The 15,422-nt window shown below is 38.2% G+C and carries 19 protein-coding genes, 1 tRNA gene and 1 pseudogene; 4 read left to right on the plus strand and 17 right to left on the minus strand.

Annotated features, from left to right (window positions below; translation table 11 throughout):
* The coding region (locus AC3WOM_RS25080; protein WP_492448828.1) for a transposase at positions 1-245 on the minus strand (245 nt) is incomplete at its 3' end.
* On the minus strand, positions 242-337 hold the full coding sequence (locus tag AC3WOM_RS25085; RefSeq protein ID WP_492448818.1) for a transposase: 96 nt from the start codon (positions 335-337) through the stop codon (positions 242-244). The genes AC3WOM_RS25085 and AC3WOM_RS25080, both read right to left, overlap by 4 nt.
* An 83-nt stretch (positions 338-420) precedes the next feature.
* On the opposite strand from AC3WOM_RS25085, the pseudogene AC3WOM_RS25090 reads away from it, so the two are divergent.
* Positions 421-801 (plus strand): annotated as a pseudogene (locus AC3WOM_RS25090) (IS66 family transposase); the annotation flags it as partial.
* A gap of 267 nt (positions 802-1,068) precedes the next feature.
* Here AC3WOM_RS25090 and AC3WOM_RS25095 read toward each other — a convergent pair.
* Positions 1,069-1,142: transfer RNA gene (locus AC3WOM_RS25095), tRNA-Arg, on the minus strand.
* A 220-nt stretch (positions 1,143-1,362) separates the two neighbouring features.
* Between AC3WOM_RS25095 and AC3WOM_RS25100 the strand changes: the two genes are divergently transcribed.
* Positions 1,363-2,109, plus strand: coding sequence for an SDR family NAD(P)-dependent oxidoreductase (locus AC3WOM_RS25100; protein WP_492448819.1), 747 nt, complete (start codon positions 1,363-1,365; stop codon positions 2,107-2,109).
* 111 nt (positions 2,110-2,220) lie between these two features.
* Positions 2,221-2,841 carry a hypothetical protein gene (locus AC3WOM_RS25105; RefSeq protein WP_427547814.1) on the plus strand — a complete coding sequence of 207 codons (621 nt, stop codon included), beginning with the start codon at positions 2,221-2,223 and terminating at the stop codon, positions 2,839-2,841.
* 34 nt (positions 2,842-2,875) lie between these two features.
* On the opposite strand, the gene AC3WOM_RS25110 is transcribed toward AC3WOM_RS25105, so the two are convergent.
* From AC3WOM_RS25110 to AC3WOM_RS25170, 13 genes are all read right to left on the minus strand, one after another.
* The gene (locus AC3WOM_RS25110; RefSeq protein ID WP_492448820.1) at positions 2,876-3,574 is read right to left on the minus strand and encodes a YqjF family protein; all 699 of its coding nucleotides are present in this window, start codon (positions 3,572-3,574) and stop codon (positions 2,876-2,878) included.
* Positions 3,575-3,631: 57 nt separating this feature from the next.
* Positions 3,632-3,796, minus strand: coding sequence for a DUF2639 domain-containing protein (locus tag AC3WOM_RS25115; protein WP_427547782.1), 165 nt, complete (start codon positions 3,794-3,796; stop codon positions 3,632-3,634).
* A 110-nt stretch (positions 3,797-3,906) separates the two neighbouring features.
* A complete protein-coding gene (locus tag AC3WOM_RS25120) occupies positions 3,907-5,367 on the minus strand; it encodes a protein adenylyltransferase SelO (protein ID WP_492448821.1) in 1,461 nt (486 codons plus the stop codon).
* A 161-nt stretch (positions 5,368-5,528) separates the two neighbouring features.
* Positions 5,529-6,035 (minus strand): metallophosphoesterase, encoded by a 507-nt coding sequence (locus AC3WOM_RS25125; RefSeq protein WP_492448822.1) that lies wholly within the window; start codon positions 6,033-6,035, stop codon positions 5,529-5,531.
* Between the two features lie 12 nt (positions 6,036-6,047).
* Entirely contained in the window at positions 6,048-6,641 is a 594-nt protein-coding gene (locus tag AC3WOM_RS25130) for an XTP/dITP diphosphatase (protein ID WP_492448823.1), read from the minus strand.
* On the minus strand, positions 6,638-7,390 hold the full coding sequence (rph, locus tag AC3WOM_RS25135) for a ribonuclease PH (protein WP_492448829.1): 753 nt from the start codon (positions 7,388-7,390) through the stop codon (positions 6,638-6,640). The genes AC3WOM_RS25130 and rph overlap by 4 nt, the downstream gene beginning before the upstream one ends.
* A 129-nt stretch (positions 7,391-7,519) precedes the next feature.
* Positions 7,520-8,317: a glutamate racemase gene (gene racE, locus AC3WOM_RS25140; protein WP_427547789.1), complete on the minus strand. Its 798-nt coding sequence runs from the start codon at positions 8,315-8,317 to the stop codon at positions 7,520-7,522.
* Positions 8,318-8,327: 10 nt separating this feature from the next.
* On the minus strand, positions 8,328-8,780 hold the full coding sequence (locus tag AC3WOM_RS25145) for a MarR family winged helix-turn-helix transcriptional regulator (RefSeq protein WP_492448824.1): 453 nt from the start codon (positions 8,778-8,780) through the stop codon (positions 8,328-8,330).
* A 74-nt stretch (positions 8,781-8,854) separates the two neighbouring features.
* Positions 8,855-9,076 carry a helix-turn-helix domain-containing protein gene (locus AC3WOM_RS25150; protein WP_004226437.1) on the minus strand — a complete coding sequence of 74 codons (222 nt, stop codon included), beginning with the start codon at positions 9,074-9,076 and terminating at the stop codon, positions 8,855-8,857.
* Positions 9,077-9,284: 208 nt separating this feature from the next.
* On the minus strand, positions 9,285-9,743 hold the full coding sequence (locus tag AC3WOM_RS25155; protein WP_492448825.1) for an acyl-CoA thioesterase: 459 nt from the start codon (positions 9,741-9,743) through the stop codon (positions 9,285-9,287).
* A gap of 217 nt (positions 9,744-9,960) precedes the next feature.
* The gene (gene sdhB / locus AC3WOM_RS25160) at positions 9,961-10,740 is read right to left on the minus strand and encodes a succinate dehydrogenase iron-sulfur subunit (protein ID WP_492448826.1); all 780 of its coding nucleotides are present in this window, start codon (positions 10,738-10,740) and stop codon (positions 9,961-9,963) included.
* A gap of 5 nt (positions 10,741-10,745) precedes the next feature.
* Complete coding sequence (sdhA, locus tag AC3WOM_RS25165) at positions 10,746-12,500, minus strand: succinate dehydrogenase flavoprotein subunit (RefSeq protein WP_427547791.1); 1,755 nt, start codon at positions 12,498-12,500, stop codon at positions 10,746-10,748.
* 66 nt (positions 12,501-12,566) lie between these two features.
* Complete coding sequence (locus AC3WOM_RS25170; RefSeq protein WP_427547793.1) at positions 12,567-13,175, minus strand: succinate dehydrogenase cytochrome b558 subunit; 609 nt, start codon at positions 13,173-13,175, stop codon at positions 12,567-12,569.
* Positions 13,176-13,447: 272 nt separating this feature from the next.
* Here AC3WOM_RS25170 and AC3WOM_RS25175 point away from each other — a divergent pair, with 272 nt between their 5' ends.
* Positions 13,448-13,882, plus strand: coding sequence for a YslB family protein (locus tag AC3WOM_RS25175; protein ID WP_427547795.1), 435 nt, complete (start codon positions 13,448-13,450; stop codon positions 13,880-13,882).
* Between the two features lie 46 nt (positions 13,883-13,928).
* Here AC3WOM_RS25175 and AC3WOM_RS25180 read toward each other — a convergent pair whose 3' ends face one another.
* Positions 13,929-15,188 (minus strand): methyl-accepting chemotaxis protein, encoded by a 1,260-nt coding sequence (locus AC3WOM_RS25180; RefSeq protein WP_492448827.1) that lies wholly within the window; start codon positions 15,186-15,188, stop codon positions 13,929-13,931.
* Between the last annotated feature and the right edge of the window lie 234 nt (positions 15,189-15,422).

Raw genomic sequence — 15,422 nt, forward strand, 5'->3', positions numbered from 1 at the left:
CCTTTTTTCGCCAGTTCATACGTGGAGCTACAGTCGTACCATTCGATAAAGGCTTCTTTCCAACTGTAGACTTGATGGAGGATTTCAGCGTATTGAAGCAGTCGGTGTAGGCTATTTTTTTCATCATTCTTCAATTGATCACGTCGTTTACCAAGAATTCGGAAGTGTTGCTTAAGGTCCTTTTTAGCATACGGTGCTAGCTGCTTTTGAACGGATTTTCGTACGGCTTGAAGCGCTTCAGTTATGTAACGATATTGACATGATAACGATCCGCAATACGAATCGCTGCAGGATACATCTTTTTCGCAAACGTATGATATGCCTTTGCCAAATCCATGACAATCGCGACAGGCTTTAGCGCACAGAGTGGATTGTGTATTGAAATAGGCGTGTAATTCCTCGATTCTTCGTCCAGGAATAAAATGGGTGGATGAATCACCTTTCTTCGGAAAAAATGCCTTAGCTAAAGCTGCCGAATACACATTAAATCGTGTACATCGATTAAAAGCTTTTCTGTTCGATGGTCGAATTGAGATAGATAATAATCCAGCTGAAAATGCGATTCGCCCAAATGTAATTGGTCGCAAGAACTGGCTTTTTTCTGTTAGTGAAGCCGGTGCTAAAGTGAATACGATCTGTTTAAGTTTAGCTGAAACAGCCAAAACAAACGGCATTGATTTCTATCAGTACCTTGTAAAGCTATTAACGGAGCTACCAAATTTACCGATTCAACAACAGCCAGAGATCTTACAAGATTACATGCCTTGGTCGAAAAATATCCAAGCCACATGTTCAAAATAGCCAGCTATCTGAAAAAAACTCAGATAGCTGGCCATTCGTCATGCGTACCGAGAAAGTGCGCTTATTTTTGTATTTCGGGCTTACGTTTATTCATCTTAATTTTCTTTGTTCACCATGTTTACATTTTGTTTACCTAATTTAAAACTAATATGGTATTCTATTCGATTTTCAAAATATCTACAAAAACAAAAACGCTCAAAACCCAGTATTCATAAGGTTTCAAGCGCTTTTCATTTCGGTAAAAATCAACCTTTAATTTGTATTGGACGTCCCAGGAGGGATTCGAACCCCCGACCGACGGCTTAGAAGGCCGTTGCTCTATCCAGCTGAGCTACTGAGACATGATGTCGTTTCTATATATTGCAATATGAAGGACAATATTTATTATATGTACTTTAGAGGGAAATGTCAACATTAATTTTACTTTGAAGGCAAGGTTTGCCTCATAAAGTTTATTATATGAATTCAATAGTGACATTATACTATCTTTGTCTGTTCTTTTTTCTAGTTATGACCAATTTTTTGCTAAAATGATGAGTAGCAAAAACGGGAGGTATGATTATGTTTAAAGAATCAGTAGTTATTGTCACGGGTGGTGCACAAGGCATTGGTAAAGGCATTGTGCTTGCGTATGCGAGACAGGGTGCTCATGTTGTCATTGCTGATGTGAACAGAGAGTTAGGTCAGCAAGTAGAGAGCGATTTGCTAGAGCAAGGGTATTCTGCGCTTTTTATTCACACCGATGTAACAAAGGAACAAGATATTATTCAGTTAATGCAAAGAACCTCTGATTATTTTGGTACTATTCATATTTTAATAAATAATGCGGGTAAGTTTCAACATAAATCTCCATTTGACGTAACATTTAAGGAATGGAATGATATGATACAAACTAATTTAACGAGTGCCTTTTTCTGTGCAAGAGAGGCTGCGAAAGTGATGAGGTCTCATGAGCACGGTGGTGCGATTGTTTCTCTGGCCTCTACTCGTGCTGAAATGTCTGAGCCTGAAACAGAGGCTTATGCGGCAACAAAGGGTGGAATTGTCGCGTTAACGCATGCTTTAGCACGGTCATTAGGTCCAGATCATATTACCGTTAATTGTATTTCACCAGGATGGATTGAAACCGGTGATTATCAGCAGCTTCGTCATGTGGATCATGCGCAGCATTTATCTGGACGTGTAGGTGTTCCTGAAGATATTGCTCAAGCCTGTCTCTATTTAACAAACCCTGCAAATAATTTTGTAACAGGCATCAATCTTACTGTCGATGGGGGTATGACAAAGAAAATGATGTATGAAGAATAATCGAATTTGCCTTCTTTCATACTCAGAACTTTTAAAGAGTATTCTACAGTAGTAGAAAAAATAAAAAGGAGTGAATGATTGTATCCTTATTCACAAGGGTTTACTCTTAGTATGCTGTATCCCGCTCCATACACTCATTATACGGCACCCATTCGCCATTTTTTAAAACCGTCAAATGATTGTCGGCGCTGTATAAGTAAAACTGAATCTGATTTTATGGCAATGAATCGACTTCTCTGGATGGAGCACGTTAATTGGACGAGGATGACAATTATCAGCATTGTTTTTAATCTGCCTGACCTTCCCTTTGTGCAACAACGATTGTTACGTAATGCGACCGACTTAGGAAATTGTCTACGTCCATTCTATGGTGATACCATTGCCGATCGTTATGCTGCATTAATTAAAGAGCATCTTATTATAGCAGCAGAATTAGTAACTGCCGCTGCTAAGGGAGATGCTAAAACAGCAGACGCTAAAGAAAAAGAATGGTATCGGAATGCAGATGAAATTGCTATATTTTTACACAGCATTAATCCTTACCTAAGTATAGAAGGTGTGCAAAAAATGTTCTATACACATTTAGCGTTAACGAAAAATGAAGCCATAACCATGATACAAAAAGATTATCAAACAGATGTAAATATTTTTGATGAAATCGAGGCTGAAGCACTTGCTATGTCAGATATGATTGCCCAAGCAATTGTCCTACAGTTTTGTTATCTCTTTTAGGAACAAAAACCAGATCTATTGACAATGATTTTTGTTAATAAATCTGGTTTTTCTGCTCAATTACAGGAGGAAAAATTTTTGCCTTCTTGCACTTTGCATAATGGACTATTGGTTGAGTTCTTTGGAGCATTTCATTTATAAAAGGAGCTAGCGTATTGCACTCAATATTGATCTGTGCTTTTTGCAGCTGCCAAGGCAGATGATGTATATCGATACGTAATAATAAATTATTCGATTTTGTCCATGAGCAATAGCGTTCTACTAACCATTTATCAAAATTGCTGCTAGTAATTTCACTAGGTAATGGTTTATAGGAAATTCTTGCTCTTTCCTTAAATTTATTACTATGCCCTGTAAATGAATAACTATTATCCTTTTGCTGTAGTGCCATTTTTGCATAACGATGTTTTAAACCGCCCATTGAAGCTAATTGTGCAACAAAGTGATTTGAAACATCTAAGGTAAAAAAATAAATTCCTTTCTTCTCCTTATACGTCACATAGGTACGTATATTAAGCTGTACATAGGAATCAGTTCCAGGAAATGGAGGTAGCAATCGTAGTCGCTGTCCATTTACTTTAAAAAGCACTATACTTAACCAAGCGTTCTGTTCAAAGAGATCTAATTTTAAATCTATAGGGATATGTTGCTCTAGTATATGAGGAGGGACAGGCCAATGCAAAAATAATACATCCTGCCATGTTTGCGTTAAAATCCATGGTTTGCTCAACATCAAATCACTCCCTTCTGTAGAATCAATTCTCTCCTACAAAAGGGTAGTTCAAACATTTTATTTTTGATCCGTTTCTAGCGTTTCATTTACAACAAATCGATAATATAAATTGCGAAGCTCAGACTCCTTAAAAAGCCCTAGATGATTTTTTAATTGTGGATGTACTAGAATTCCATGTGTACGCAACTCTTTAACAAACCAACCCTTTGAATATTTATGCATCTAATATAGTCTCCTTTAGCATTTATTCATATATAGGGTATGCGCTTGGATTCTATGAAGTGACCTTTTGACAAAATAAAAAAACGAAGGGAGCTCCCCTCGCTTTCCTCTTATGTGCCACAAAAAGTACGATATGGCTGTGTAGATGGTGCTGGTAATGCTGCATATTGTAATTGCTCATTAGAATGCTCAAACGGCTTCGCAAGGGCCTTTAATAATTTGTCCATGACAGTGTAGTCCCCATTCTCGACTGCAGCCTCTAATGCTTCTTCCACTCGATGATTTCGTGGAATGATCGCTGGATTATGATTACGCATTAATTGCTGAGACATTTCCTTTGTTTGCGATTGCCTAGTTAATCGCTCAAGCCATTTACAATGCCATTCTTTAAATGCCGATGAGCTAAATAGCTGGGATTCATCCCATCTTTCAAAGGTTAATGCAATAAATGTATTTGTATAGTCTGCTTGATATTGCTGCATCAGCTTTAACAGTTCTTCAATAAGAAGCACATCCTGCTCTTCTTCATTAAAAATTCCAAGCTTTGCTCGCATACCTGCTAGCCAGTTATCATGATACAATTGCGGATACTTTTGCAATATTTCTTGAGCTAGGGTTATTGCCTCTTCCTGATTTTCATGAATTAATGGTAATAATGTTTCAGCCAAGCGAGTTAAATTCCAGCCACCTATATTGGGCTGGTTGCCATATGCGTAACGACCTTGTCGATCGATGGAGCTGAACACTGTCGCCGGGTCATAGGTATCCATAAATGCACAGGGGCCATAATCAATCGTTTCACCACTAATCGTCATGTTATCCGTGTTCATAACACCATGAATAAAGCCCACTAACTGCCATTTTGCAATAAGGGAGGCCTGCTTCCTGATAACCTCCTGAAGTAGGTATAGATAACGATTATTAGACTGATTAGCATTTGGAAAATGTCGCTCTAATGTATAATCTGCCAACATTTTAAGCTCCTCATCTGTTCCCCACTGTGCTGCAAATTGGAAGGTACCTACACGCAAATGACTGCTTGCTATACGAGTTAGAACAGCACCTGGAAGCTCGGATTCACGGAGAATTGTTTCACCTGTCGTTACAACAGCCAAGCTTCGTGAAGTGGGAATACCGAGTGCAAACATGGCTTCGCTCATTATATATTCACGCAGCATTGGTCCAAGTGCTGCCCTACCATCCCCACCACGAGAAAATGGCGTTCTTCCTGAGCCTTTTAGCGCGACATCAAAACGTTCATTATTCGGGGTTATTTGCTCTCCAAGCAACAGTGCTCGACCATCCCCTAGCATATTGAAATGACCAAATTGATGACCAGCATAGGCTTGTGCAATGGGATTTCCTCCAGTCGGAACCTTGTTTCCAGCAAAAATCGCCACCGCTTCTTCATTGGATAAGGTTTCTATCGTTAAACCTAATGACGTAGCAACCGCTTCATTTAATTTTACCAACTTAGGGGCACTTACAGGATTAAGTGCTAGTTCCGTATAATAAATGCTAGCAAGTTGGACATAACTATTATCAAAATTCCATCCAAATATATTTTCCATGCTCTCTCCTTTGTTGTCTTTTATATTTATTTTTTCTTAATCATTAAAATTAATTCATAGTCAATTTTACCACTAAGAAAGCCCTACAAATAATAAAGCCGCTTGCAAATAAAAAATCCGCCTTTTACCCATGTAAATAAAGCGGATTTCTACAACTGTTGTTATTCATTTCGCATAAATGTATAAGAGTCTAAAAGCTGGTGATCGTCCGTAAAGAAATCAACTTTAAAAGCTGTCTGATTAATCTCCACAACGGCAAAGCTCTTCTCTTGGCGTCCACGTGGCTTTAATAAGCTTCCTGGATTTAAAAATAAAATATCATCAATCATCTCGGCCCCTAGCATATGAGAATGACCGAAACAAACTAATCGTGCGTTCACTTCTTTCGCTCGGTAGGACAATGATAGAATGGAGCTTTTTACGTTAAATAAATGACCATGGGTAGCAAAGACTTTTATATCGCCAAAATCAATAACTATTTCATCTGGAAAGGCAGGATCTATATCACAATTACCTCGTACTTTTTTCATGCCATCTAATACCTGATGGGAAAAAGGAAGCTCACTATCTCCACAATGAATCAAGATGTCAATGTTCGGGTAAAAGCCTCGAACCTTTTCAATCACGTCGCTATCACCGTGAGTATCGCTCATCACTAGTATTTGCATGGATATCACCTCTTATTTTATAAGATTTGACAATTGTTCCTTCAACTGACGAATTGCATTTCCACGGTGAGAAATGGCAGCCTTTTCTTCTGGTGATAACTCAGCCATCATACGACCTAAGCTTGGTACATAGAAGATTGGGTCATATCCAAAGCCATTTGTACCGCGTTTTTCATGGGCAATAACACCCTCACAAGTACCAAAAACTGTAGTTGTTTTAAAATCTGGACCTGCAATGGCAATACAGCAACAGAAGCGTGCTGTACGATTTTCATCTTCAACATTCTTTAAGTTTTCTAGCAGTTTAACTATATTCGCTTCATCATCATGGTCACCGGCATACCTTGCAGAATAAACGCCTGGCTCTCCATTTAATGCATCGACAGCTAAGCCGCTATCATCTGCAATAACGATTGTATCAAGCTCTTTTGCTAATGCCTCTGCCTTTAAAACCGCATTTTGCTCAAATGTAGTGCCTGTTTCTTCTATCTCCATTTCAGGAGCGACATCAAACATGGTAACCACTTCATAGCCAAGTGGACCAAATAAAGCTTCGAAATCCTTTGCTTTTCCTTTATTTTTCGTTGCTATTACTACTTGCTTCATTTCTTTTGTCCTCCTATTTGATCCGCTAGTTCACCAAGTGTCTCTTTTTGCAGTGCAATTAACTCTTGTATACCCTTTTCACCTAGTGCTAGTAGCTCATTTAGCTGCGCACGAGAAAATGTTGCTTCTTCTCCTGTTCCTTGAAGCTCAACAAATTGTCCTGCTCCTGTCATTACAATATTCATATCCACGGCAGCATCAACATCTTCTACATAGTTTAAGTCTAAAATTGCTCCCTGCTCTTCGACAATTCCAACACTAGTTGCTGCTAAATAGTCAGTTACGGGAAATTTTTCGAAAGGCTTTTCTGCACCAAATTTACCGATTGCCTGTGTCATTGCAACAAATGCACCTGTAATAGAAGCTGTACGTGTTCCTCCGTCTGCTTGAATAACATCACAATCAATCCACACTGTTCGCTCACCAAGTGCCTCTAAATCAACTATAGCACGCAATGCACGACCGATTAATCGTTGGATTTCCATGGTACGACCATTTACTTTACCTCGAGATGACTCACGTGGTGTACGCTGCGCTGTTGCACGAGGTAGCATCGAATATTCTGCCGTGATCCAGCCTTTGCCCTGACCACGTAAAAATCCTGGAACCTTATCCTCAATTGTTGCTGTGCAAATTACTTTCGTATTACCTACTTGAATTAAAACTGATCCTTCTGGGTGTAATAAATACTCACTATCTATTTTTACTGGTCGCAGTGCATCTGCATTTCTTCCATCAAATCTTGTCATCATTTTCGTTCCTCCTAAAAACTTTCGCACTCATCTTATCATACTTTAAACATTCAAAAAAGTGTACGGTTCCCTATGTACAATGCCAGAAACGGCAAAAATCAGCCTAGCCCATCGCTAAGCTGATTTTTATTTTAATGTAATACGTTTTATATCGAGAGTACCCTGTTCAAGCCAATTTTCTGCAATTGAACGGAAAATTGGTACAGATCCCGTGGCGTAAAATTTATGAGTAGGCACTATAGTTGAATCAGTCAACGTGCCGTTATACGCAAGCATTTCTTGAACATCCTTTGCTGTTTCCTCCGCAGAAGACAGCACAAAAACATCTTCTCCGACAACAGCTTCAATCTGTTTTTGCAATATTGGATAATGCGTACATCCTAAGATGACCGTGTCAAATTGTTCATTTTTCAACGGCTTTAAGCCTTCTGCAATTAACTTATTTGCAAATCCACCTTTATATTCTCCACTTTCAACAAGTGGTACAAATGTTGGACAAGCAAGTGGAATAATATGTGTTGACGTATTGAGTGACAGTAGGGCTTCTTCATACGCCCCGCTTTTAATGGTTCCTTCTGTTGCAAGCACAACGACTTCATGTCGCTTCGTTTTCTTTACAGCTGCACGTGCGCCAGCATTAATAACGCCTAGTACCGGAAAAGGCATATTTCTTTGTAAACTTTCGAGTGCTACTGCAGTCGCTGTATTACAAGCAATAACAAGCATCTTAATATTCATTTTCTCGAGTGCTTTTGCCATTTGCCAAGTGAAATTCCGTACTTCCTGTCGACTTCTCGGACCATATGGACATCTTGCTGTATCGCCAATATAGTAAATCGTTTCATTTGGCAAACGTTTCATAATTTCCTTTGCTACGGTTAAACCGCCAACTCCTGAATCAATAACGCCTATCGGGGCATTCATACTTTCCGCCTCAATCCTGTTTCATGTGTACATGTAGTCTCTGTAGATAGCCTGATAATTGTGCGACTTCTTGCTCATTAAAACCTACAAGTTTTTCCTGCAAATACTGTTGTCTTTTTTCAATAACCTCTTGAATAATCCGTTCGCCTTTCTCGAGAAGATGAACAACAACGACACGACGATCATTTTCGTCACGCACTCGTTTCACTAATTCATTTTTCTCCATTCGGTCCACTAAATCTGTTGTTGTACTAAAAGCTAAGTATAATCGATTTGACAAGTCGCCAATTGTCATATCACCAAGTTCTTCTAACCACTGTAATGCAACAAATTGTGGCGGCGTAATCGTATATTGCGAAACAATCTCTCTTCCCTTTTGTTTCACAATGGCCGCTATATAGCGTAATTCCTTTTCAACCGTTGCAACGGTTTCAGGTGAGTGTTTTGTTACTTCATCCGACATATAACTATTTCACTCCTAAAAATACGTTGAATAGTTCTATTTTGTCGTTTTTTTCATGAAATAGCAAGTGTCCATTAGTCTAATTTAAATTCTTCTAAGCGTAACAGCTCAATTAACGCCTGAGATCGATTCGTTACACCTAGCTTTTGAATTGTATTGGAAATGTGATTTCGCACTGTTTTTTCACTAATACCAAGTTGCTCTGCTATATCCCTCGTTGTTTTTTCAGCTAATAAAAGCGCAAATATTTCACGTTCTCGATTTGTTAATAAAGAACGATGATGAGAGCCATTCATTTTCAGTTACACCCTCCTCCCCCGCACGTATTGTAACTTATGTTAAGGAGTGAGGAGCGGTGACGGCTATTTTCATGAATATCATGTGTTTCCTTAAAAATTTGAAAATTACTGACATCAATATATGAAATGTATCAGAATCGACTCTTAATGAACAATAAAGGTTGTTCACCGCAAAAAAAAATTACTTATAAAACAACGATTTATATTAGAATATGGAGAGGCTTGCCAGATGATTCCTTGCTTCTTCAGACAAAGGTACACTTTTCCCAGTGTGTGGGTCCATTTGCACAACTGTACCTCGACCCGTGAAACAAACCTCGCCTCTTTGATTTTTCCCTAAATAATGAATATCCAATGATGAATTTCCTACCTTCGCAACCTTTGTATAAATTTTTAATACATCATCAAAGAAAACCTGTCTTATATAGTCACATTGTAGATCCGCTACTATTGGAATTCCCTCAATATTCTCATCAATTGCAGCTGGCATTAGTACCCCTAAGTGACGGAAATAATCAATTCGTGCTTGTTCAAAATATGTAAAGCTGACTGTATTATTCATATGACCATACATATCTGTTTCAGAAAACCGTACACGTACCTCGATATAAAATGAAAAATCCTTTGCCCATTCCTGAAAATCATCAATATAATTTGCTTTCATCGTAGCCATCCTCCTAAGATTATTAGCCTCCCCCCGTTAAAGAAGTTAGCGAATCAATAAATGAATATATATTCATTATAAAGGAGATTATTATATTATCATAGAAATTTCAGTTATTTGCTTGTTTTATTCACAAATTCCCTTAGCTAACAAATTAAAATAAAAAAAGCCCCCTGCACGCAAAGTGTCAGGGGACTCGGGAGTAAAGCTTGTACAATTAGTCAACGAAGTGGTCAGAACCGAAGAAGTTACGGAACATTTGCACTGTAGTTGCACGGTTTAATGATGCAATAGATGTTGTTAAAGGAATACCTTTTGGACAAGCAGCAACACAGTTTTGAGAGTTACCACAGTTTGCAAGGCCACCATCACCCATAATTGCGTTTAAACGTTGGTCTTTAATCATTGCACCAGTTGGGTGAGTGTTGAATAAACGTACTTGTGATAATGGTGCTGGTCCGATGAATGAAGCTTTTTCAGACACGTTTGGACAAGCTTCCATACATACACCACAAGTCATACATTTAGATAATTCATAAGCCCATTGACGTTTACCTTCTGGCATACGTGGACCTTCACCTAAATCATAAGTACCATCGATAGGCACCCATGCTTTAACTTTTTTCAGTGCGTTGAACATACGTTCACGGTCAACTTGTAAGTCACGAATAACAGGGAATGTTTTCATAGGCTCTAGTTTAATAGGCTCAGTCAATTGATCAACAAGCGTTGAACAAGATTGACGTGGGCGTCCATTAATAACCATTGAACATGCACCACAAACTTCTTCTAAACAGTTCATATCCCATGCTATTGGTGAAGTATTTTCACCATTTTCAGTAACAGGATTTTTTTGAATTTCCATTAAAATTGAAATTACGTTCATACCATGACGGTAAGGCACTTGGAATTTTTGCCAGTAGCTATTGCCGCCTTTAGTATCTTGACGTAAAATTTCCACTTTGACCATTCTTCCAGTATTTGCTGCGATTTGCATAACTTTTAGTCTCCTTTCGCAGAGTAGTCGCGTTTACGTGGTGGAATTAAAGAAACGTCGACTTCTTGATACGTGATGATTGGATTACCAGTAGTTGAATCAAACTTCGCGATTGTTGTTTTTAAGAAGTTTTCATCATCACGGTTCGGGAAATCTGGTTTATAGTGAGCACCGCGAGATTCATTACGTAATAATGCACCTTGTGTCATTACTTTCGCAAGAATTAACATATTTTTAAGCTGACGTGTAAAGTGTCCACCTTGGTTGCTCCATTTTTGTGTATCATTGATGTTGATGTTATTCCAACGCTCAGTAAGCTCATCTAATTTTTTCAATGTCTCTTCAAGTTGGTCATTATAACGTACTACTGTCATCGTAGCAGTCATCATCTCACCAAGCTCTTTATGAAGCAAGTAAGCGTTTTCCGTGCCATCCAGTTTCATGATAGCATCCCACTTATCTTGTTCTTCTTTAACACGAGCATCGTAAATTTGTTGTGGTAAGTCTTCTGCGTGCTTTTTAAGATGTTTTACGTAGTCTACTGCGTTTGGTCCTGCAACCATACCGCCATAAATAGCAGATAATAATGAGTTCGCACCAAGACGGTTTGCACCATGTTGAGAATAATCACATTCACCTGCTGCAAATAGACCAGGTATTTCAGTCATTTGGTTGTAGTCAACCCATAATCCACCCATTGAGTAGTGAACTGCTGGGAAAATTTTCATAGGTAATTTACGTGGGTCATCACCTACGAATTTTTCGTAAATCTCGATGATACCACCAAGTTTAACGTCCAATTCATGTGGATCTTTATGAGAAAGATCTAGGTATACCATGTTTTCGCCATTGATACCAAGTTTTTGGTTTACACAAACATCGAAAATTTCACGTGTTGCAATATCACGTGGTACTAAGTTACCATAAGCTGGGTATTTTTCTTCTAAGAAGTACCAAGGCTTACCGTCTTTATAAGTCCAAATACGTCCACCTTCACCACGAGCCGATTCTGACATTAAACGGTTTTTGTCATCTCCAGGAATCGCTGTAGGGTGAATTTGGATGAATTCACCATTCGCATAAGAAGCACCTTGCTGGTAAACGATAGAAGCAGCAGAACCTGTATTAATGACAGAGTTTGTTGTTTTACCGAAGATAATACCAGGACCACCAGTCGCCATTATAACAGCGTCTGCACGGAATGATTTAATTTCTTCAGTACGCATATCTTGTGCAACAATACCACGACAAACGCCATCTTCGTCAATAATTACACCAAGGAATTCCCAGTGCTCATACTTATTAACTAAACCAGCCACCTCGTGAGAACGAACTTGCTCATCTAGTGCATATAGTAATTGTTGACCAGTTGTCGCACCTGAGAATGCTGTACGGTGCATTAAAGTACCGCCAAAACGACGGAAATCAAGAAGCCCTTCAGGTGTACGGTTGAACATAACACCCATACGGTCCATTAAGTGAATAATTCCAGGAGCCGCATCACACATACCCTTAACTGGTGGTTGGTTTGCTAAGAAGTCCCCACCATATACTGTATCATCAAAGTGAATCCAAGGAGAATCCCCTTCACCTTTTGTGTTTACCGCACCATTAATTCCGCCTTGCGCACATACAGAGTGTGAGCGTTTTACAGGAACTAATGAGAATAAATCAACTTCAGTGCCAACTTCAGCTGCTTTAATCGTTGCCATCAGACCGGCAAGACCACCGCCGACAACAATTATTTTGCTTTTCGCCATGATTATTTCTCACTCCTCTTAAAAAATTGCAATGATTGCATGTGCTCTATAGTAGCTTCTATTAAATTAAACGAAAGCTAAAATAGCAGCCACACCAACTACACTTAGAATTACGAAAAGAATGTTTGTTACATAAGTAGCAATCTTTTGAGACTGAGGAGATTGTACAATACCCCAGCTTACTAGGAATGCCCATAGACCGTTTGATAAGTGGAAAGTTGCTGATAAAATACCAACGATGTAGAATCCAAGCATGATTGGATTAGCAACAATATTCGCCATCATGTCGTAATCAACGTGTGTACCAAGCGCTTTTTGAATACGAGTTTGGAAAATATGCCATGCAATAAAAATCACTAAGAATACACCTGTAAAACGTTGTAATGAGAACATCCAGTTACGGTATGTGCTGAAACGTCCTGTATTAGGTGAAGCAGTGAATGCGATGTAAACACCATAGAATGCGTGGAACATTAATGGAATATAGATGACAATCCATTCAACTAGGATAAGGAATGGAATCTTTTCCATTATTGCGGTAGCATCGTTGTAACTTTCTGCTCCGCCTGTTGCTGTAAAGTTAATGAACAGGTGCATCGTTAAGAACAGACCTACTGGAATGATCCCAAGTAGAGAATGTAAGCGACGCCATAAAAACTCTCGATCTTTCGACAAGACTGTTACCCCCCTTAGTACTTAAAATAGCACAACAAAAGAAGTCATTATTTTGTAAATGATACTTCATTGACTGTGTATTTCATCATGGTACAATATTATGACATGTTTATTGTACTCTCAAGAGCTACGAGCGTCAAGGTAACTTGGAGTTTTTCATAGTCCTCATTAAAGAACTAATCTAGTACATGATGCATCGTTTTTTCTCGAAAAAACTATCTTTACTTAATCAGCGTTAAATTATAAGAAAATTCTAAGAAAGAAGGATTTCAATGTTAAACCCTCCATATCCTACAATCTCATCATTTGGCTATGAGATTATCCGTGATCATATTTTGTCTTCTATTCTTGGTAAACATGAAGAAGATGTACTTTACTGGGCTGGTAAAGAGCTTGCTCGGAAGTTTCCTTGTAAAAGTCAAGAAGAACTCATCGCATTTTTCGCAGATGCCTGTTGGGGCACCCTTGAATTAATCAAGGAAACAAAAGATGGGCGTATATTCCAGTTGACAAATGACCCAGAGCTGCTATTAGTTGGACATCGTTGCTTTAGACTGGAAGCTGGGTTTATAGCTGAGCAAATTCAGCAAGCTAAAGGCTATTTAACAGAGTGCTACGACGAAAAACGAGTTAAACAGGAGCATGTTATGTTCACTGTGAAGTGGGATGTTAAAGAAAGAATTATGAACACTATACCTACAGAGTAAAAAAAGGATTGCATCCCTCTCTTTATTTATGGGATGACAATCCTTTTTATAGTTGCGCATGTCTTTCTTTTAACAGTATATCTATTAATGCAATAAAGGCTTCCAATATATTAAGTGAGTGTTGAATCATTTCCTCTAAATTACTAATTGACAGTTCATTGACTAATTTTTGGGCAGCAGTATGTACGAATTCATGCGGTTGCTCTATATGACGATACTCTGATAAATAATGATACTGCTCAAAATGTCCATAGTACCATTGTCCAAAGGCACATTGATGATGTGTTTTTAAAATATCTTTTTGTCCTGCCTTTTGAATCGTATTTCGTAAAAAGCTTGCATGATCCATTAATCTTGCTGCTAACTGACTAATGATTGTTTGCTCTGAAGGTTTGCGAATGGTTGGTACAATAGCTTTTAGCATTTCAGTGACTTGATTTTGAATCGTCTCAGAGAAATCACTAGTATGTGATAATTCTGTTGTTGTGACAGCCAAACGATCAATCGCAATTACATTTTCCTCAGATGCAACTGTTATTTGGTGAACTCCATGCGCTACCTCTTCAATACTTTTACTTGTAATAGAAAGATTCGAAATATTGTCTTTCATATTGCTTAAGAAATCGGTGAAATAGTGTTCAACCTGTTCAATATTGGTTATTGTATAATGTAATTTCTCATCGATAACTGATCGGATTGTTGTCATTTCTTTTAAGGAACCTTTGGAGCTATTGGCTAACTTCCCTACCTCCATTGCTACAATATTAAAACCCTTTCCATGTTCACCAGCACGTGCAGCTTCAATCGAGGCATTTAACGCAAGCAGCTGTGTTTGATCAGCAATCGCTGTTACACTTTTACCTATGTTATTCATTTTATTCATTTCATCTTTCAGCTGCTCAGTTGAATGAGCTCCCTGGATTAATAACCCCTGAACGATTTCACCTTTTGTAATTGATGACTCCATCTCTTTCACTAATTGGATAGAATGCAGTTTGATTTCTTGAATGTTTGCATTGACATTTTGTTCTACCGCTAATATTTCTTCTGTGTTTGACGACATTTCTTCACTCATTGCTGAAATATCCCCTACACTTGTTGACACTCCCTGCACCTTTAAAGCCGTTTGAAAATTAATTAATTCCATATGTGCTAGTACAAAATCTAATATTGCATTTTTCACATCAATACTTTCCTGTGCAAGTTCCAATTCTAAAATTCGTTTTTTCAGTAATTGTATTTCAGAATCATTGCACTGTTTTACACCTTCATCAATTGGCTTTTGAAATAGCCCAAATAATGCCATTCAAATACTCACCTCTTCCTTGGTAAAACATGTAATCATTCTCTATTATATAACAATCAATTTCGATAAAACATTAAATTGATGTAAACGCCTTTATATAAAAAGGATGTGGCTATTGGCACATCCTTTCATGTTATTGAAATACTATTATGTCAAAGACATCAAGGTGACAAATTAAAAAGTATAGCCCTTTTTCAAAACGAGGGGTTGATCTCCGTTCCGACTGAGTGCTTT

The sequence above is a fragment of the Lysinibacillus sp. FW301-JW8 genome (assembly GCF_058788755.1).

Excerpts from the sequence above, each read along its gene's own strand:
- AC3WOM_RS25085 (WP_492448818.1), bottom strand. The coding sequence starts at position 337 with ATGGATTTGGCAAAGGCATATCATACGTTTGCGAAAAAGATGTATCCT.
- AC3WOM_RS25100 (WP_492448819.1), top strand. The coding sequence starts at position 1,363 with ATGTTTAAAGAATCAGTAGTTATTGTCACGGGTGGTGCACAAGGCATT.
- AC3WOM_RS25105 (WP_427547814.1), top strand. The coding sequence starts at position 2,221 with ATGCTGTATCCCGCTCCATACACTCATTATACGGCACCCATTCGCCAT.
- AC3WOM_RS25110 (WP_492448820.1), bottom strand. The coding sequence starts at position 3,574 with ATGTTGAGCAAACCATGGATTTTAACGCAAACATGGCAGGATGTATTA.
- AC3WOM_RS25115 (WP_427547782.1), bottom strand. The coding sequence starts at position 3,796 with ATGCATAAATATTCAAAGGGTTGGTTTGTTAAAGAGTTGCGTACACAT.
- AC3WOM_RS25120 (WP_492448821.1), bottom strand. The coding sequence starts at position 5,367 with ATGGAAAATATATTTGGATGGAATTTTGATAATAGTTATGTCCAACTT.
- AC3WOM_RS25125 (WP_492448822.1), bottom strand. The coding sequence starts at position 6,035 with ATGCAAATACTAGTGATGAGCGATACTCACGGTGATAGCGACGTGATT.
- AC3WOM_RS25130 (WP_492448823.1), bottom strand. The coding sequence starts at position 6,641 with ATGAAGCAAGTAGTAATAGCAACGAAAAATAAAGGAAAAGCAAAGGAT.
- rph (WP_492448829.1), bottom strand. The coding sequence starts at position 7,390 with ATGACAAGATTTGATGGAAGAAATGCAGATGCACTGCGACCAGTAAAA.
- racE (WP_427547789.1), bottom strand. The coding sequence starts at position 8,317 with ATGAATGCCCCGATAGGCGTTATTGATTCAGGAGTTGGCGGTTTAACC.
- AC3WOM_RS25145 (WP_492448824.1), bottom strand. The coding sequence starts at position 8,780 with ATGTCGGATGAAGTAACAAAACACTCACCTGAAACCGTTGCAACGGTT.
- AC3WOM_RS25150 (WP_004226437.1), bottom strand. The coding sequence starts at position 9,076 with ATGAATGGCTCTCATCATCGTTCTTTATTAACAAATCGAGAACGTGAA.
- AC3WOM_RS25155 (WP_492448825.1), bottom strand. The coding sequence starts at position 9,743 with ATGAAAGCAAATTATATTGATGATTTTCAGGAATGGGCAAAGGATTTT.
- sdhB (WP_492448826.1), bottom strand. The coding sequence starts at position 10,740 with ATGCAAATCGCAGCAAATACTGGAAGAATGGTCAAAGTGGAAATTTTA.
- sdhA (WP_427547791.1), bottom strand. The coding sequence starts at position 12,500 with ATGGCGAAAAGCAAAATAATTGTTGTCGGCGGTGGTCTTGCCGGTCTG.
- AC3WOM_RS25175 (WP_427547795.1), top strand. The coding sequence starts at position 13,448 with ATGTTAAACCCTCCATATCCTACAATCTCATCATTTGGCTATGAGATT.
- AC3WOM_RS25180 (WP_492448827.1), bottom strand. The coding sequence starts at position 15,188 with ATGGCATTATTTGGGCTATTTCAAAAGCCAATTGATGAAGGTGTAAAA.